This window comes from Winogradskyella sp. R77965 (assembly GCF_044594915.1).
Classification (GTDB): Bacteria; Bacteroidota; Bacteroidia; order Flavobacteriales; family Flavobacteriaceae; genus Winogradskyella.
This window is the reverse complement of the sequence record NZ_CP138990.1, coordinates 1270720-1289515: the sequence shown is the minus strand read 5'-3', so window position 1 is coordinate 1289515 and position 18796 is coordinate 1270720. Positions and strand designations below refer to the sequence as shown.

At 33.4% G+C, this 18796-nt stretch carries 15 protein-coding genes; 5 read left to right on the top strand and 10 right to left on the bottom strand.

Annotated elements, in window-relative coordinates; all coding sequences use genetic code 11:
- The first annotated feature begins 1 nt into the window (after position 1).
- Together acs and SJY34_RS05825 are read left to right on the top strand one after the other, a co-directional pair.
- Positions 2-1909, top strand: coding sequence for an acetate--CoA ligase (gene acs / locus SJY34_RS05830; RefSeq protein ID WP_400079937.1), 1908 nt, complete (start codon positions 2-4; stop codon positions 1907-1909).
- 102 nt (positions 1910-2011) lie between these two features.
- Positions 2012-3475 carry a T9SS type A sorting domain-containing protein gene (locus tag SJY34_RS05825; protein ID WP_400079934.1) on the top strand — a complete coding sequence of 488 codons (1464 nt, stop codon included), beginning with the start codon at positions 2012-2014 and terminating at the stop codon, positions 3473-3475.
- 10 nt (positions 3476-3485) lie between these two features.
- Here SJY34_RS05825 and SJY34_RS05820 read toward each other — a convergent pair whose 3' ends face one another.
- Positions 3486-3647, bottom strand: a complete 162-nt coding sequence (locus tag SJY34_RS05820; protein WP_400079931.1) for a hypothetical protein — start codon at positions 3645-3647, stop codon at positions 3486-3488.
- A gap of 108 nt (positions 3648-3755) precedes the next feature.
- Here SJY34_RS05820 and SJY34_RS05815 point away from each other — a divergent pair, with 108 nt between their 5' ends.
- Positions 3756-4412 (top strand): HAD family hydrolase, encoded by a 657-nt coding sequence (locus SJY34_RS05815; protein WP_400079929.1) that lies wholly within the window; start codon positions 3756-3758, stop codon positions 4410-4412.
- A gap of 135 nt (positions 4413-4547) precedes the next feature.
- Positions 4548-7139 (top strand): zinc-dependent metalloprotease, encoded by a 2592-nt coding sequence (locus SJY34_RS05810; RefSeq protein WP_400079927.1) that lies wholly within the window; start codon positions 4548-4550, stop codon positions 7137-7139.
- Positions 7140-7619: 480 nt separating this feature from the next.
- Here the strand turns inward: SJY34_RS05810 and hutI are convergent, their stop codons facing one another.
- From hutI to SJY34_RS05780, 6 genes are all read right to left on the bottom strand, one after another.
- A complete protein-coding gene (gene hutI / locus SJY34_RS05805) occupies positions 7620-8855 on the bottom strand; it encodes an imidazolonepropionase (protein ID WP_400079924.1) in 1236 nt (411 codons plus the stop codon).
- A gap of 97 nt (positions 8856-8952) precedes the next feature.
- Positions 8953-10389, bottom strand: a complete 1437-nt coding sequence (locus tag SJY34_RS05800; RefSeq protein WP_400079921.1) for a T9SS type A sorting domain-containing protein — start codon at positions 10387-10389, stop codon at positions 8953-8955.
- 37 nt (positions 10390-10426) lie between these two features.
- Positions 10427-11824 (bottom strand): class II fumarate hydratase, encoded by a 1398-nt coding sequence (gene fumC, locus SJY34_RS05795; RefSeq protein ID WP_400079918.1) that lies wholly within the window; start codon positions 11822-11824, stop codon positions 10427-10429.
- 275 nt (positions 11825-12099) lie between these two features.
- Entirely contained in the window at positions 12100-13128 is a 1029-nt protein-coding gene (locus tag SJY34_RS05790) for a hypothetical protein (RefSeq protein ID WP_400079916.1), read from the bottom strand.
- Between the two features lie 56 nt (positions 13129-13184).
- Entirely contained in the window at positions 13185-13856 is a 672-nt protein-coding gene (locus tag SJY34_RS05785; protein ID WP_400079914.1) for an ABC transporter ATP-binding protein, read from the bottom strand.
- 39 nt (positions 13857-13895) lie between these two features.
- Positions 13896-16340, bottom strand: coding sequence for a DUF5916 domain-containing protein (locus SJY34_RS05780; protein ID WP_400079911.1), 2445 nt, complete (start codon positions 16338-16340; stop codon positions 13896-13898).
- A gap of 207 nt (positions 16341-16547) precedes the next feature.
- Between SJY34_RS05780 and SJY34_RS05775 the strand changes: the two genes are divergently transcribed.
- Positions 16548-16820 (top strand): hypothetical protein, encoded by a 273-nt coding sequence (locus SJY34_RS05775; RefSeq protein WP_400079909.1) that lies wholly within the window; start codon positions 16548-16550, stop codon positions 16818-16820.
- Between the two features lie 11 nt (positions 16821-16831).
- Here the strand turns inward: SJY34_RS05775 and SJY34_RS05770 are convergent, their stop codons facing one another.
- From SJY34_RS05770 to SJY34_RS05760, 3 genes are all read right to left on the bottom strand, one after another.
- A complete protein-coding gene (locus SJY34_RS05770) occupies positions 16832-17593 on the bottom strand; it encodes a CDP-alcohol phosphatidyltransferase family protein (protein WP_400079906.1) in 762 nt (253 codons plus the stop codon).
- 38 nt (positions 17594-17631) lie between these two features.
- Entirely contained in the window at positions 17632-18099 is a 468-nt protein-coding gene (locus SJY34_RS05765; RefSeq protein ID WP_400079902.1) for a DUF4375 domain-containing protein, read from the bottom strand.
- 127 nt (positions 18100-18226) lie between these two features.
- On the bottom strand, positions 18227-18796 hold the full coding sequence (locus tag SJY34_RS05760) for a type 1 periplasmic binding fold superfamily protein (RefSeq protein ID WP_400079900.1): 570 nt from the start codon (positions 18794-18796) through the stop codon (positions 18227-18229).

Genomic DNA, 18796 nt, shown 5'->3' with positions numbered 1-18796 from the left:
CATGAGTAATTATCACATAAAACATTTAGAAGAATATTACCAAGTTTATCGTAAGTCTGTTAGAAACCCTGAAGTATTTTGGGAAGAAATTGCAGAAGAGCATTTTTTGTGGAGAAAAAAATGGGATAATGTTTTAAGTTGGGATTTTAAAAAGCCTGAAGTGAAATGGTTTGAAGGAGCAGAGCTAAATATTACTGAGAATTGTATAGATAGACATTTATATACCAGAAGTGATAAAACAGCTATTATTTTTGAACCCAATGACCCTAAGGAAGAAGTAGAGCATATTACCTATAAGCAGTTGCATGAACGCGTTTGCAGGTTTGCAAATGTACTTAAAGATAAAGGCATCAAAAAAGGAGATCGTGTTTGTGTTTATTTACCAATGATTCCAGAACTGGCGATTTCTTTATTAGCATGTGCGCGTATTGGCGCTATTCATTCTGTAGTATTTGCTGGCTTTTCTTCTATTGCTTTGTCTACTAGAATAAATGATTCTGAATGTAAAATGGTAATTACTAGTGATGGCTCATATCGCGGATCAAAAACTATAGATTTAAAAGGTATTGTTGATGAAGCATTAGAAGATTGCGATTGTGTAGATAATGTTTTAGTTGCTAAGCGAATTCATTCGGAGATAAATATGAAAGCAGGTCGTGATCATTGGTTACAACCTCTATTAGACGATGCTTATAGCGATTGTGTACCAGAAATTATGAAAGCAGAAGATCCTTTATTCATTCTATACACCTCAGGATCTACAGGAAAACCGAAAGGTATGGTACATACAACGGCTGGTTATATGGTTTATACAGCATACACGTTTAAAAATGTATTTCAATATACAGAACAAGATGTGTATTGGTGTACAGCAGATATTGGCTGGATTACTGGACATAGTTATATCGTTTATGGTCCATTATGTAATGGAGCCACGACCGTAATGTTTGAAGGAGTACCGAGTTATCCAGATTTTGGACGTTTTTGGGACATTGTGGCAAAACATAAAGTCAATCAATTTTACACAGCACCAACAGCTATAAGAGCTTTGGCTAAAGAAGGTGTTGAACATTTAGACAAATATGATTTGTCTTCTATAAAAGTTTTAGGAACCGTAGGTGAACCTATTAATGAAGAAGCATGGCATTGGTACGATGATAATGTCGGAAAGAAAAAAGCTCCAATTGTAGATACATGGTGGCAAACTGAGACAGGAGGTATTATGATTACACCAATCGCTTTTGCCACTCCAACCAAACCAACCTATGCAACTTTACCGTTTATTGGTATTCAACCAGCATTAATGGATGAAAATGGACAAGAAATTAAAGGCAATCAAGTTGATGGGCGTTTGTGTGTGAAGTTTCCATGGCCAAGTATAGCAAGAACCATTTGGGGAAATCATCAACGTTATAAGGACACCTATTTTTCAGCTTATGAAAACATGTATTTTACTGGTGATGGAGCTTTAAGAGATGAAGTTGGCTACTATAGAATTACTGGTCGTGTAGATGATGTTATTATTGTTTCTGGTCATAATTTGGGTACAGCACCAATAGAAGATGCCATTAACGAGCATCCAGCGGTTGCAGAAAGTGCAATAGTTGGTTTTCCGCATGATGTCAAAGGAAATGCATTGTATGGCTATGTGACGTTAAAAGAAACAGGAGAAAGTAGAAATCACGATAATTTGCGTAAAGAAATTAATCAAGTCATTACAGAGCAGATTGGACCTATTGCTAAATTAGATAAGATTCAGTTTACTGAAGGTTTACCAAAAACCAGAAGTGGTAAAATTATGAGACGTATTTTGAGAAAAATTGCTTGTAATGAAACAGATCAGTTAGGTGATACGAGTACGTTATTGAATCCTGAAGTGGTTCAGGATATTATGGATAATGTTGTGTAAGTATTACTGGTAAAATACTGATTTCAATATAATTAAGATATATTAGAAAGTCTTTTATTCAATTTTAGGCGTATATAATTTATATACTTAACCTTCTTGATTATGAGACTATTTATTGTTTTTTTTGTTGCAACTTTTTTTGCGAATGCTCAAGATTTATCTCAGGGTTACATTCCAAATGATCTAAGTGCACATCCTATGCAACCACTAAGTAAACCTGATTACTTATCTGGAGTGTCTGATCCTTCTTTTCCAAACACAACGATTAGAAGAATTTCTGAAGCTTTACCAGGTGGCTATATTAAGCCAATGTATAGTACAATGCAAGCTTGGAACGCAGATGAAACTTACCTTATTTTATACTCAAATACAAATGGTCATCAATTGTTAAACGGATTAGATTATACGTTTATTAGAAATCTAACTGATGTTTCACCAGATGATATAGAGACTATTATGTGGCATTTTACCAATCCACAACTGCTTTATTATCATGAAAGTACTACAAATGATTTCATAGAATATAATGTAGTAACGATGTCTAAAACAACCATTGTTAATTTCAATACGGTTTCTAATTGTAATGAAGGTATATCGCTTGGAAATGATATTCAAATGATGTCATGGGATAGTGATGTGGTTAGTTTTAGGTGTGGTAACACTTCTACTTATTATTATCGCATTTCTACAAGTACTTTAACGCAATTCAATATCACTGATATTGCCTATACGGCTCCGATGCCTTTTCCGAGCGGGAATTTGTTTTTTCATGGAGGTAATGTTTATGATGCATCAGGAAACTTTGTGAGAGCATTTAATGTGAACGGAACTGAACATTCATGTTTAGGCAAATTGAGCAATGGTGACGATGCCTATTTTGCTATTGGATTTGAAGAAGGTCCAAATGGAGGTTGTCAAGGAACTTTGGTTGCTCATAATGCAACTAATGGTAATTGCTTTCCGGTAACATCTTATGCAGATTATGGTTATCCACAATCTGGTACTCATATTTCGTCTTTGGCTCATACAAATGCAGAAGGAGGTTGGGTAGCGGTTAGCATGATGGGTTTTGATTTAGACGGACAAGATCTTCTAGATCAAGAACTATTTGTAGCAAAGGTTAATGCAACTGATGCAGATGTCTATAGAGTAGCACATCATAGATCTGATGAAGAGGATATAGATTATTTTGGCGAACCTCATGTTACGATTAGTCCTTCTGGAACACGGCTTTTGTTTGGGTCTGATTGGAGTGGGACGGAAGATGGAATTTCAGTTGATAGTTATGTTGCAGAATTAAATGCGTATACATTATCGACATCAAATATTGAAAGGTCATCAGTTAAATTATATCCAAATCCTGTAAAAGATATATTAACTGTTCAATCTCAAGACTTAGTAGATACTAACTACAAAATTTACAATATTCATGGTACAAAAATTATGGAATCAACTATAGAAAATTCAAGTGTAATAGATGTTACTGAATTATCTAGCGGAGTTTATTTTATTGAACTTAACATGATGAATACTACGAGTGAAACATTAAAATTTATTAAACAATAAAGTACATAACTTAAATGTTACTTTCTTTTTTAGTTTTTGCTAATTCTACAATAGCTTTAAGACGCGCTTTACGTTCAGCCTGCTTAGCTTTAGTTTTATTCTTTTTCTGAGCAATTAACTTACTATGCTTGGCTTTATTTGCTGTGTTTTTTTCGCGTCCTTTCTTTGGCATTGTATTATTAGGCTAAATTATATTCTGATTTAAATATGGTAAGATTGCCACCTCCTTCGTCCTCACAATGACATATACTTTTTATATTCGCATAAATATAAGAAAGTTATGCTCAAAGCTGTTTTATTCGATATGGATGGTGTTATTGTAGATACAGAACCTTTACATCGTAAGGCTTATCATCAAATGTTTGGTGATGTCAATATCGAAGTAGATTCTAATTTATACGAATCCTTTACTGGACAATCAACAATCAATATTTGTAAGCGACTTGTAGAGCATTTTAATCTGAATGATTCTCCAGAATATTTAATGGGATTAAAGCGTAAAAATTATAAGTATTTGTTTGAGAATGATGATGAGTTGGCTTTAATTGATGGTGTTTTGGATTTAATAAAAGAGTATTATGCTAATGGAGTAAAATTAGTCGTAGCATCTTCTGCGTCTATGAATGGTATCAATCAAATCTTTGAACGATTTGATCTCAATAAATATTTTATGGGAAAATTTAGTGGTGCAGATTTAAAAAAATCAAAACCACATCCAGAAATATTCTTAAAAGCAGCAGAGCATACAGGACATCATAAATCTCAATGCATGGTCATTGAAGATTCTACCAATGGCATTAAAGCAGCTTATGCAGCAGGAATTTTTTGTGCAGGATTTAAAAGTATTCATTCTTCTGGCCAAGATTATACTTTAGCAAATATTGTTATTTCAGATTTCACAGAAATAAGTGTTCTAAAAATACAAGAACTATTTTAAAATAAATAGACATTGTATAGCGTTGATAAAAAAGCAATTATGATACATAGATTTTAACAATTATATAAAATATATGTCTTGTTTATTTTATATATTGTAGGCTTTCGAACACATTTTAACTAATCACTAAAAATTATGATAATCAAAAAACGAAATGTCTTTAGACTCTTGTCTTTGACATTACTTATGTGTGCTTTTATTGCACCACAAAACTTAGAAGCTCAGCGCAAAAAGAAAAAGAAAAAGGACAAAACTGAAGCTCCTGCACCGAAGCCTAAACCCAAGACTAAATCAATAAAAGACCTAACAAAATCGAGTAAAAAGATTGAAGGCCTTTTTACTATGTACAGAGATACCGTTACTGGTGCTTTACAGATGGTAATTAGCGATGATCACTTAGGTAAAGATTATATTCATTTTAATCAGGTATCTAATGGTGTAGTTGATGCTGGACGTTTTAGAGGTGCTTATGGAGGTTCAAAAGTTTTCAAAGTAAAAAAATACTATAATAAAATAGAGTTTGTGTCTCAAAACACATCCTTCTATTTTGATCCAGAGAATGCTATTTCTAAATCAAAGGATGCCAACACAAGTGAAGGTATCATGGCCACTGTGAAAATTGAAGCGCATGATAAAAAAGAAGGTTTATACTTAATAAAGGCAGATGGCTTATTTCTAAAAGAAACATTTGCTCAAGTAAAACCTCCACGTTTTCCTGGTTCTAGTCCATTCGCTTTTAGCCTTGGTAATCTGGATAAATCAAAGACAAAAATTAATAGTATTAATAACTATGACGATAATACCAATTTAGAAGTTGAGTATGTATATTCTAAACCATCAATTTTAAATGGTGGATCTCAGGCAGTAACTGATGGTAGAAACGTTAGTATTAAGGTCTTTCATAGTTTAATCGCTATGCCAGACAATGATTACGAAATACTCTTAGACGATCCTAGAGTTGGTTATTTTACGACACAAGTCAACGACCAAACAGCTACTAATTCTGCACCATTTAAAGATTTAGTTCATCGTTGGAATTTAATTAAGAAGGATCCTAGTGCAGCTATATCAGAACCAGTAACTCCTATTACTTGGTGGATGGAGAATTCTACACCAGTAGAATGGAGAGAAACTATTACACAAGGTGTTTTAGAATGGAATAAAGCATTTGAAAAAGCAGGATTTAAAAATGCAATGGTTGTAAAAATGCAACCAGATGACGCTGAGTGGGATGCAGGAGATATTAATTATAACGTATTGCGTTGGACGTCTTCACCGAATCCACCTTTTGGAGGTTATGGACCTAGCTTTGTAAATCCTAGAACAGGAGAGATAATTGGTGCAGATATTATGTTAGAATATGTGCATTTTACGAATAGAGTATTCTATGACCAATTGTTTGACTTGGCGAAAGCAGATGTGGAATTTGATGCATCAGAATATTTGAGAAAGAATAAAGTATTATGTTCTTTCGGTCATGTAATGCACGAAAACACAATGTTTGGTCAAGCCGTTATTGAAGCTTCAGGTAACTCTGATTTAGAGATGGCTCGCATGAAAAAAGAGTCTATGCTAGCTTTAATTATGCACGAAGTTGGTCATACACTTGGTCTTAATCATAATATGAAAGCAAGTCAATTATTTTCACCTGAAGAATTGGCAAATAAAGATTTTATAGAGGGTAAATGCTTAACAGGATCTGTAATGGATTATGCAGGTATTAATCTTACCAATGACAGAACGAAGCAAGGACAATACTATGACACCTCTGTAGGTCCTTATGATGTTTGGGCAATTCAGTTTGGTTATACTCCATTTAAATCTGAAGCAGAAAAAACAGCATTGCTTAATAGATCTACTGAACCAGAATTAATATTTGGTAATGATGCAGATGATATGCGTGCTCCAGGAAAAGCAATTGATCCTAGAGTAATGATTGGTGATTTGTCTAATGACCAAATTGGCTATTCTATTAACAGAATTAAGTTAGTGGATAGTATGATGGATAATGTGAAATCTAAGTTTTCTAAGACAGGTGAATCGTATCAAGAGTTGAGACGCGCGTATTATTTGTTAAGTGGTCAACGCGCTATTGCTACTGGAGTTATTTCTAGATTCATTGGAGGTGTTTATGTTGATAGAGCAATGATAGGCCAAGAAGGCGGTAAGCAACCATATACACCAGTAAGTATAGAAGATCAGAAACGCGCTATGAATGCATTGAAAATGCATGCTTTTGCACCAGATGCTTTTAGTGCACCTAGCGAATTATATAATTATTTAGCAATGCAACGTCGTGGCTATAACTTCTTTGGAGGTCCAGAAGATCCAAAAATTCATAGACAGGTCTTAATATATCAACAGAACATATTAAGACATATTTTGCATCCAAATACTTTGCAAAGAATTACGGATAGTGAATTGTATGGAAATAAATATAGCTTGTCTTCGTTTATGTCTGACCTAAACAATGCTATTTTTAAAGCAGATATTTATAGTAATGTCAATTCGTTTAGACAGAATTTACAAATTGCTTATACCGATATGCTTATTGATATGCTTATAGGTAAGCAGAGTAGTCGTTATACAAATAATGCAAAATCAATGGCATTATATAATTTAAAAAGAATTAGAACTATGGCTGCGCCAACTGGCAATGTCTCTAGTAAAGCTCATAAGCAGCACTTACGTACTTTAATTGATAACGCACTAAAAGAAGTAAAATAAAATTGGAGGTTAGCAGCTATTTAACCCCTTAGTTTTTTGGAATTTTCCATAAACGTCAGGTTGAGCGCAGTCGAAACTTGCTTCTTTACATGAACAAGTTCTCGACCATGCTCAACCTGACAAATTATGTAGTTAAATCTTTAGTAATAATATCAATCTATTTTAAGATATGTTTGTGACTATATGCAGTTATACGTAACAATGCAAAATATTGTATTGAAATCACAAAAGAACAAGTGGTTAATGAAAATACTATTTGGACTATAAATAGTTTAACCCTGAAAAATTGAGCTCACACACTTTTTGGGAGGTGATTTTTTAGCGACTAAATGCTACTATATTGCTCCCTTATATCCTAAAAGTATTTAATATTGAAAGGTAGATTGTTTTCGTCTATCCAAGTTTTAAGAAATTGCTAATGAAGATTAAGCTTATAACTATTAATTTCTATAGCTTATATTTCATCTTCAAAATTTAAAATTACAGTAATTGTCCATTGATAATAACTTGTTCCACAGGATTATGAGCAAACGCATATGGAATCTCGCTATAATGGTTCATAGGTTTTGTAATAATTAAATTTGCTTTTTTTCCTCTAGTGATACTACCATACATATTGCTAATTCCCATGGCATAAGCACCATTTACTGTAGCTGCATTTATGGCTTCTTCAGGTGTCATTTTTAATTTTATACAAGCAGCACTCACTACAAAATTCATGTTGCCGCTTGGTGCAGAACCTGGATTATAGTCTGTTGCAATGGCTAATGGTAAACCAGCATCAATTAGTTTTCTAGCTGGAGTATAAGGAATACCTAGAAAGTAAGAACAACCTGGTAATGCAACAGGCATAGTATTGCTGTTTTTTAAGGCTTTAATATCCTTGTCATTCATTTCCTCCAAATGATCTACAGATAGTGCATTGTGTTTTACACCCAAAGCTACACCACCAAGAATATTAAATTGATTAACATGTATTTTTGGTCGTAAGTTATATTTTGAACCTACTTTTAAAATGGCTTCAGTATCCTTTATGTCAAAGTAACTTTCTTCGCAAAACACATCAATATAATTTGCTATATTTAGTTTAGCAGCTTTTGGAATAAGCTCTTCAGTGATTAGTTTAATATATTCCTGTTTTTTATTTCTATATTCCTCAGGAATGGCATGTGCAGCCAACAATGTAGGAGTTATTAAAGCTAGGCTCTCACGCTTAATACGTTTTATAACGCGAAGCATTTTTAGTTCAGCTTCAACAGTTAGACCATAACCTGTTTTAATTTCTACAGCTCCAGTTCCCATTTTTATGAGTTCATCTAAGCGTTTTATCGATTGATTGTATAAATCATCTTCGGAGGTATCTTGTAGTAGTTTTGCTGAGTTTAAAATGCCACCACCATTATTAGCAATTTCTGCATAACTCAAACCATTTATTCGGTCTACAAATTCAGAAGTTCTATCACCTGCATAAACAATATGCGTATGAGAATCGCACCAAGACGGTAAAACAATTTTGCCTGTGGCATCTATAACGGTTTCGGCCTCAATACCTTCACAATTTTCCATTTTACCATATTCAATAATGGTATCGTGCTCTATATAAACATAGGCATTCTCCTTTACCGTAAGTCTTTGCATTTCGCTACCTTTTAGTACAGTAAGATTATGCTTATGAACTTGAAGTAGTTGTTTTATGTTGGTTATAAGTATGGACATATTGGTTATCTTTTTGTAAAGATTGTCATTTTTTTGAATAAAAAAAAAACGCTAGTCAAATTAAACTAGCGTTTCAAGTATTTTGAATTGTGTTTATTTATTCTTTTATAAATTTAGAAGCAAATGTTCCATCTATTGAAATAGAATAAATACCACTTACTAATTGAGAGACATCCAATGTTTCATTTGTGTATAATGATTTTGTTAAGACATTTCTTCCAAGCATATCTGTGACAGAAATTGTAGCAACATCATTTGTTAAGCCTTTAATATGAATAATACTGTTTGCAGGATTTGGATAGATTGTAACATTTTGTAAGGTCACGTCTGCAATGCTCAAAGAATTAAGGTTGTTTTCGTACCAATCTAATGCGTCACTAAATACACCAACTGCAGCGATATCCAAATCTGAATCACCATCAAAATCATTAACTGTAATTGCCCAAAATTGAAAATTATTATCATCTATAAGTGATGCTGTTGAACTAGGATTGGCACCATCCGCTCCTTTAAACCATATAATAGAATCGTCTGCAGATCCACCATCAGTTAAAATGACATCGTTATTACCATCGTCATCTAAATCTGCAACTACCACAGTTCCTGGTCTTGCAATAATCGAGCTATCGGAAATAGTGTTAGGTGTAGATGCTCCATTTTTAATTTTACTGAACCACTCTACATCACCAGTTGAGTTGTTCAATTTGATGACATCCATAACATCATCGTTATTTACATCGGCAAAAGCCATTTGATGGGTAGGGACAGCAAGCCAAGAATTTCCATTAGCAACAGGAACATCATCCATTATCCATGAAACGTTACTAGTTCCACTTTCAACATATTGGTTATAATAAATTTCAATATTTCCAGTATTAAAAAAACCTACCACTACATCCAAATCCGAATCACCATCAAAATCACCAATATCAAGATACCAAGGTCCACCAGTGCCTCCACTTTGAATCGGAGACGCTGTTTGCTCCACAAAACCACCTAATCCATCACCCATAAACCAAATAGTATTATTATCTGTATATGATGCTACAGCCAAATCTAAATTACCATCATTATTAATATCACCAGATACGACTTGACCAGGACTGTTTATCGTATTACTAATAACGACTTCTGCACCAAAACCGCCAGAACCATTATTAGGATAATAAACTAACTTGCTACCGAATGCTACTGTGGCAATAATATCATTTCCATTATTATTAAGAGCATCTACGTCAGCAATTATCATACCTTGAACCCATACCACAGATTCAGAAACAGAAGTTTGTAATTCAAAGTTTCCATTGCCATCATTTTTATACCACTTAATATAATCTTGTGCAGTTTGATTGAAATCATATGTTCCAATTGCAATATCTATATCTGTATCACCATCTAAATCACCTGAGACAACAAACGTTGGCTGATTTCCTGGATTAGTGTCTATATTCTGAATTGGCTCCCAAGTGGTTTGAGCAAAATTTAAATTACTGAAACCAGCAAAAATTAAAATTGTGAGTAAAGTTTTTTTCATCTTAAGTGGTTTTAATCTTTTGTAAGTTAATCATTCTTTATTTTAAACTACCAACCATATCTTCTGGTTTTACCCATTCGTCATAGTCCTCAGCAGAAACGTAACCTAAATTGATCGCTTCTTCTTTTAACGTAGTTCCATTTTTATGCGCAGTATTCGCAATTTCTGCGGCTTTATAATAACCTATTTTAGTATTTAAAGCTGTAACAAGCATCAACGAGTTATTCAATAATTCTTTAATAACGTGATGATTCGGTTCAATACCACTTGCACAATGCTCATCAAAACTTACACAGGCATCACCAAGCAATTGAGCCGATTGTAAAATATTTGAAGCCATCATTGGTTTAAAGACATTTAGTTCATAATGACCTTGAGTACCTCCAACAGTCACAGCAACATCGTTACCCATCACTTGCGCACAAACCATAGTTAGAGCTTCGCATTGTGTTGGGTTTACTTTACCTGGCATAATAGAACTTCCAGGTTCGTTTGCAGGAATGATGATTTCTCCAATACCAGAACGCGGACCAGAAGCCATCATTCTAATATCATTTGCTATTTTATTTAAAGAAACCGCTAATTGCTTTAAAGCTCCATGCGTTTCTACGATGGCATCATGTGCCGCTAAAGCTTCAAATTTATTTTCAGCAGTTATAAAGGGTAAGCCCGTAAATTCTGCAATATACTTTGCCACTATGACATCGTAACCATCTGGAGTGTTTAAACCTGTGCCTACAGCCGTTCCACCCAAAGCTAATTCACTAAGATGTGCTAAAGTATTTTCTAAAGCTTTTAAACCATGATCTAATTGCGACACATAACCAGAAATTTCCTGACCTAAAGTTAAAGGAGTAGCATCCATTAAATGTGTACGACCAATCTTTACACAGTCTTTAAATTTTATAGATTTATTATGCAATGTATTTCGTAATTGAATGACTCCAGGAATGGTCGTTTCTACAACTTTCTTATATGCTGCAATATGCATTCCTGTTGGGAAGGTATCATTAGACGATTGTGATTTGTTAACATCATCATTGGGTTGAATGGTTTTCTCACCTTCACCAATGACTTTACCAGCAATTTGGTGTGCTTTGTTAGCAACCACTTCGTTAACGTTCATATTGCTCTGTGTACCAGAACCCGTTTGCCAAATGACTAAAGGAAATTGATCGTTGTGCTTATTGTCTAAAATCTCATCACAAACCTGAGCAATTAAATCGCGCTTCTCTTTAGATAGAACGTCTAATTCGCAGTTAGCAAAAGCAGCAGCTTTTTTTAGATAGGCAAAGCCATGTACTATTTCTAAAGGCATAGATGCAGGCGCACCAATTTTAAAATTATTACGAGATCGTTCTGTTTGTGCTCCCCAAAGTTTATCGGCTGGTACTTTAACCTCGCCCATGGTATCTTTTTCTATTCTGTAAGTCATTGTTTTGTAATTTTTATAAGCACTACAAAATTACAGATTTTGTAAGTTAATTAATGGAGAACATGGGCTTTTATTTAACAGTTTATACAAAATGAAAGTTGATAAGTTTTGGTTGAAATACGTAGTTCTATGTATTGATTTTGCACTTTAGAAAAGCTACTTTCGCTGACTTTTGCTGAACTCGTTTCAGTGGCGACTCATATAAGTTATTAAAATAGTGCTATATCATAACTCATTACAAGTAACTAATAAAGTACCCAACAATTTCATTATACTTAAAACTTAATTCCAAATTTAAAACCTAATGAGAAGTTAAATGTATTTAGGTCATCAATACCCTCATATCTTGGTCGGTCTGGGAAAATCCAATTATCATCATTGTAAAAATCATAACGAGTATAATTTTGGTAAGAATTATTTGGGTTTTTTATAGTTCGCCTTCTTTGCCCAAAGCCCATATAAAGATCTAAATACAATTGTTCTCCAATAGGAAAATTGACACCGTATTTTACATTAAAAATATCTACTGAATTCTGAATGGTTAGAATTTCATTTCTTATCAAACTTATGTCTTCGTTGTAAACACGATATGAAATATCATCGTTTGTTTGCGTTCTTATAAAACGTGCTTCGAGCCCAATGTATTCGTTAACTCTTACATTGTTGAATATGTTTGCTAGATTGTAAAATTTTAGCTCAAACCGTATTGAGCGACCAATATGTTTTACAAATCTATATTTAGGATCGTACCGCCATTTTCTAAGATATCGTGTGCCATACTCACCACTAATGCTCATATCATCTACGAAAAAGTATTCTGCTCCTAAGGTTAACATTGGAGTTGAGAACACATCCATAGCTCTTAATGGCGACGTGTAGAGAAATACGGTTTCTTTTTTAAATTCAATTATTTTTTCATCAGAATGGTAAAACTGATTGCTTGTTGTATCAATTTTTACATTAACATTTCTGAGATATGTAAATCGCTTGTGGTTTGTTAAGTCTACTAATACTCCCAATCCATAGGTATAAGGTAGATTAAGATAAATTAAAGGTGATATTTTTCTTCTAAAAGAAAAGGTAGTGGTTATAGAATCGTTTTCTACAGTAAATCGCAGTGTATCTTTTGAACGTTCTGGGAATATTTCAGCTTTTCCTTCATTTAGCGTCTCATGAGATTCTTTATACACAATAGTTGTCCCCTCGGGTGCGTAAATCTTAACTTTAGTTGTACGACCGTTTAGCAAGGTAGCGCAAGAGTTAAGAATTAAACATAAATAAAGAAGTAATATAATTTTTTTCAAGATGCGTTACACTTTTTTAATAGATGTAAAAAGTGCGAAATGGTTGCGTAGATTAACTAAACAATCTTCCCATCAATCATGGTCAGTTTCCGATCTGCCATATTCGCTAATTCCTGATTATGTGTTACGATAACAAAGGTTTGTTTAAACTCATCTCTCAGTTTAAAGAATAAGTTATGAAGTTGTTCTGCAGATTCGCTATCTAAGTTACCAGAAGGCTCGTCAGCAAAGATAATATTAGGCTGATTTATTAAAGCTCTGGCTACTGCGACTCGTTGTTGTTCTCCGCCAGACATGCTATTGGGTTTATGGTCAATACGATCTTTTAAACCCAAATAATCCAATAATTCTTTAGCACGTTTTTCTGCTTCAGCTTTTGGAGTATTATTTATAAATGCAGGAATACAAACATTCTCTAATGCCGTAAATTCTGGTAATAATTGATGAAATTGAAATATGAAACCTATATTTTTATTTCTGAACTTAGCTAAGGCTTTATCGTTTAAAGATGTAATGGATTGATCATTAATAACCAGTTCTGTATCTGCTATGTAATCTGGTTTGTCTAAAGTACCTAAGATTTGGAGTAGTGTGGTTTTGCCTGCACCAGAAGCGCCAACAATAGAAATGATTTCACTTTCAGAAATATTTAAATCAACACCTTTGAGTACCTGGAGGTCTCCATAGGCTTTCTTAATCTGTTTTGCAGAAATAACAGTTTTACTCATACGGTGTGAAAGTAATACTTAATGAATTAATTCACAATATTAGGACGCAGTTTTGTTTCCTTTGAACACCGACTTAATGCCATTAAAGTCTATAAAATATTGAACTCGTAATGAGAATGTATTTTGCATAGGCTGATCAAATAAGGTGTTTAAGCTATCAGAATAATTATCTTCGGACATCTCATTGAAATTAAATAGCTGATTTCTATACAAAGCTGTTAAAAAACTACCAGGTGCAAATTGCCATGAGTAACTCAAATCTATATTCCATGTACTAAAATTGATATTTGGACTTCCACCAATATTATCCACTCTGTAACCGGAGTCTGAAGTTACACGACCATTATCTAATAATGTAAATAATTCATCATCATAATTTACAGTGTCCCAATAATGTCTGAATGACAGAGCTAAACTGTTAAAAGGATTGAAGGTGTAATTAGCCGATATAGTATTAGTAATTACCTTTCTGTTACGTTCTCCAAGTAAGGGCTGGTCATCAACAAAAGTAGCATAGCCTCTTTGGCCATTTGCCAATCTTAAATCAAAACTATAGATTAACAATAAGTTTTCATTAGGACGTACTCTCGGCCTAAGATTAAAATTAAAACCCGATAAATCTCTACCATCTTCCACAATGAAAAATGGGTCTAGTCGCACATCAAAGGCAAATTTCTTATTATAGTTAGAAGAGTAGAAGCCACCAAAACTTATAATATTTTCATAGATAAATGGACGTCCATCTCTAGACTCAAAAAAGTCATATTGTTTACCAGGTTCTATATTTAAACGAAATCCATAACCGTTTAAGTTTTTGGTTTGTGCGTTATAGAATGCACCAAAGTTAGTACCTGTAAACGTTCCTGGATTTGCCAAATTTCTATAATTTACCCAGGCACCTACGCGATAGCTATTTAAGTTACCTTTAGGCTCAAAAATTCGGTATGAAACATCGGCTCCAAAATTATTGAAGTTGTTTCTGAAAATAAGCCCTAAATCATTAATATCAAATTTGGTATCAGCAAACCTATGATCAAAGCTATAGCGCCAATTTCCGTGTGTCTTAGCAACTACCAATTCTGTATTATAACCAGTAACATTATCACCAAATTGAGGATTTACAGTACTCATTTTGGCCTGTGCATTGATTAAGTAGGTATTCCTTTTGTTTTGAATATTTGCTACTAAAGCAGTTGCGTTGGCATCTCTATAATTACCTTCCCTGATGACGTTTGTGTTAATTAAACTTATAGATGAGTTGCCATTAAATTGTTGATCTACAACAAGAATATTATAATTTGTAAAAGGTTCTACAACTTCTTTACGCTTATCACCAGTAACCGTATTGGTAATAGTGGCTTCCGTTTTTTCAGTAATCGCATTAAAAATACCGACACCTAGTCCTTTTTTTGTTCTTCCGGAAACTTTTAAGGCGTTGAGAACTTTTACTTCATTAGGGACATTGGCACTCTCATTATCAGATAAATTTAATTGTCCGATAGGTCCATTACCAATACGACGCGAAAAAAACAAATCTCCCTTTGAGAATAATTCTACTCCTTCAGTGAAGAATTGGCGTTGTTCTGAAAAAGTTTGCTCAAAAGGACCAAGGTTAAGAACCACATTGTCAAAACCAGCTTGACTAAAATCTGGTACCAAAGTAGCATCAAGTGTAAAGTTATCAGTAAGTCCATATTTAACGTCCATACCAAAGGTTAAATCTGTTTCTGTTTCTCCATCAAAACTATTCACTATTCCTGTAGAAAAAGGGTAGAGGTTGAGTCTAACAGGAGGTTTTATGTTTTTTAAACCTTTAAGTTCACCATGGTATAAGCCAATATTACCTTGAGTCGGATCAAACGGATTCCAAGTGTATTGCGAACGTTCTCGTCTAAACTGTCTATGAAATTGTAAACCCCATGTCGGTTCTTCCTGATCGGTAAAACGTAAGGTTCTATAAGGTAGTTTCATTTCTACAATCCAACCATCATCCACAATTTTTACGGCACTTTCCCATACGGCATTCCAACCAAAATCTTCATCAATTGTTGGATTGGCTATTGCATCTGCTTGTTGTCCAGAACTAAATACAAAAAACTGTGTATCATTTTGAGCATCATTATTTGGGTTTAAAACCACAGCAAAAAAATCAGATTGTCCAAAATTATCACGACTAGTGAGTTGCCTCATTATTTTAGAAGGGTCATCATAAAGATATGCCGCCACATATATGGCTTCATCATCATAAGTCATTTTAACTTCTGTACGTTCTTCTGGTGGTGGAGTATTACCTATTTCTGGTCTAAACTGAATAAAATCTGTAGCAATATCAGCATTCTTCCAAACGTCATCATTAAGCACTCCATCAATTTTTGGAGGTCTTTCTGCACGTTGAATATTTAAGGTTTTTTTACCTTCTTGCGATGATGCGATGTTGTAAAAACATAAAAGCGGAAAGCATAAACATAGAAAGCGTAAGCACATAATTGATTGATGATGGTTTTATAGTATTAAAGATGTAATTACGTTTCTATTGTTACATTTTAATTTTACAAATCTACATTCTCATGCTATGAAACGCTCTTAATTAAAAGTTAAAAGTGTTATGGCTGCTCCTCATGCGAATGTGACAGGTTATATTTTTGGAATGTTTATTGCTTTATGTTAAGTAGATTAATGCTAAACATTTATATGAATAAATACAAAAAACTTTTATTAGGCCTATTGTTTGATGCTTTAGGTTTTGTTTCATTTATAATTCCTGGAATAGGGGAATTCTCCGATATAATATGGGCACCAGTTTCTGGTTGGTTGATGACAAAATTATATAAGGGTAGAGATGGAAAAATTGCTGGTGTCATAACTTTTGTGGAGGAAGCATTACCTGGCTTTGATGTTATACCAACATTTACATTAATGTGGTTGTATACCTATATTTTTAAATCTAACAACGGACTTAACTAAGTACTAATTTCTTAAAGTAGTTTTCTAATAGCTATAAATACAAAAATCATTAATGAGTAGCCTATAAAGAATGGTATAATAAAATCTTTTAATCCTGTAACTAACATAATAGCAATAATTAAGAGTTGAAAACCTAAACCAAAAGTTGATATGGAAGTCATTAACCATTTAGGTAGTACTTTACCTTTAGGTGCATTTTTGTCTAGGGTATAAATCACCTTATCAAATAGACCATATAATAATTTATAGAGTCCAAATAAGATGTCGACATTTTTTTGCTTTTCACCTGCTAGTGCAGTAGGCGTGCTATCTTCGAATATTCGACTTGTGGTATCTCCATTAAATTGATTTCTCAATATTACATAGTAATAATTATATAGCGTTCCTTGTAATTGGATTCCTAAAAATGCTAAAAATGTATAATAAATATTGGTGTCTGTGATGTACCATAAGGCTAATAAAATTATGGCATTTAGAATGATATCTGCTACCGAATCGAGATAACGACCAGTATAAGAAGGGGTTTTCTTTATCCTTGCTAATTCGCCATCAGCAGCGTCTAAAATAGATTTAAAGATAAGAAAGAAAGCAGCAAACCAATAGTATCCATAAATAATACAGAATACCGCAAATAGTCCTGAAATAATAAATCCGATAGTAACGTCTATTGGTGTGAATTTTGTGTCTTTTAAAGCTAAAGAAATAACCCTTGCTGCTGGTCTTCCATAATCAGAAAGATCAACAAATTTGTGCGCTTTTGGTAATTTTGACATTTAATTTTGTCATTGAAATAGGTCTTGAGGAATATACCCTAATATTCAAAATCAGTTTTGTTTAATTTTATAAAATTGATGATTAAACCAACAATATCTTCTTTTGAGTTTACCAACTCTAGTTCTAAGTTTGACCATAGTTCTAAATCTGTGATTTGCAACTTTTTCATGAACTCTCTGCGTATACCAATATCTTTTGGTACAGGTAATTCTGGAAATAATCTCAAAGCTTTGTCTAATATATCAGCTGTTGCAATAGCTTTTATCTTTATAAACGCTTGTAAAACTTCATGTGCAAATTCGCCAGAAGTATTATAGAAAAACCCATAAAAACCTTGATCATTTAATTCACTTTCAAAAATATCTATAAAGACAAACGTCTTTTCTGATTCAGATAAATTTTGAAACGATCCTTGCTCATTTGCCTTATTCCAAACCACTGTACCAACAAGTTCTATGATATCAGTTACATCGTTTTGATTTAAAGCAAAATCAATTTCAGTCATTAAATTCTATACTCATTTTGAAGTTGTAAAGATACGCTAATATTTAGTGACTTTATTTTCTATTATCAGAAAATGGTTCATAAAAAAAGCACTCTTTTGAGTGCTTTTTTTAAACTATGCTTAAATTTTAGTTTACATCATAAATAAATGTAGCTTCAACATCAGTTTCTCCATCAGCGTTAGTAATATCTCCATCACTTACACCAGAAGCATCTTTAGCAGGCTCGTGTATTAATGTCACTGTTAGTGTATTACCAGTTGCAGCTGTACCAGAATTAAAATTTATACTAAGGCCTATTGGGTTACCATCTTCATCAGCATCTGAATAACTCACTGAGCTATTAGAATTTCCACTAAAGCTATAAAATACTTGGTGCTCGTCTGCTTCATCAGCAACTTCTTCTGTAATATCTTCTGCAGGATCTTCTAACTCATTTAAGAACTTAACAGTTCCGATATAATCACTCGATGCATTTATACTACCCATGGTTGTAATCACTGGTGCATCTGGCCCATCAGCATCCAAATCTTTACTTTCAAAAATTACAGTTTCTCCTGAACCTACAGGAATTAAGGTTAAGCGCACGGTTGTTATAACCTCTTCTTCATTTACTGGTGCTGGTGTGTCATCATCTGAACATGACATAAGAAATGTTGAACTTAAAATGGCGATAAATAAAAATTTAATAGTTTTCAT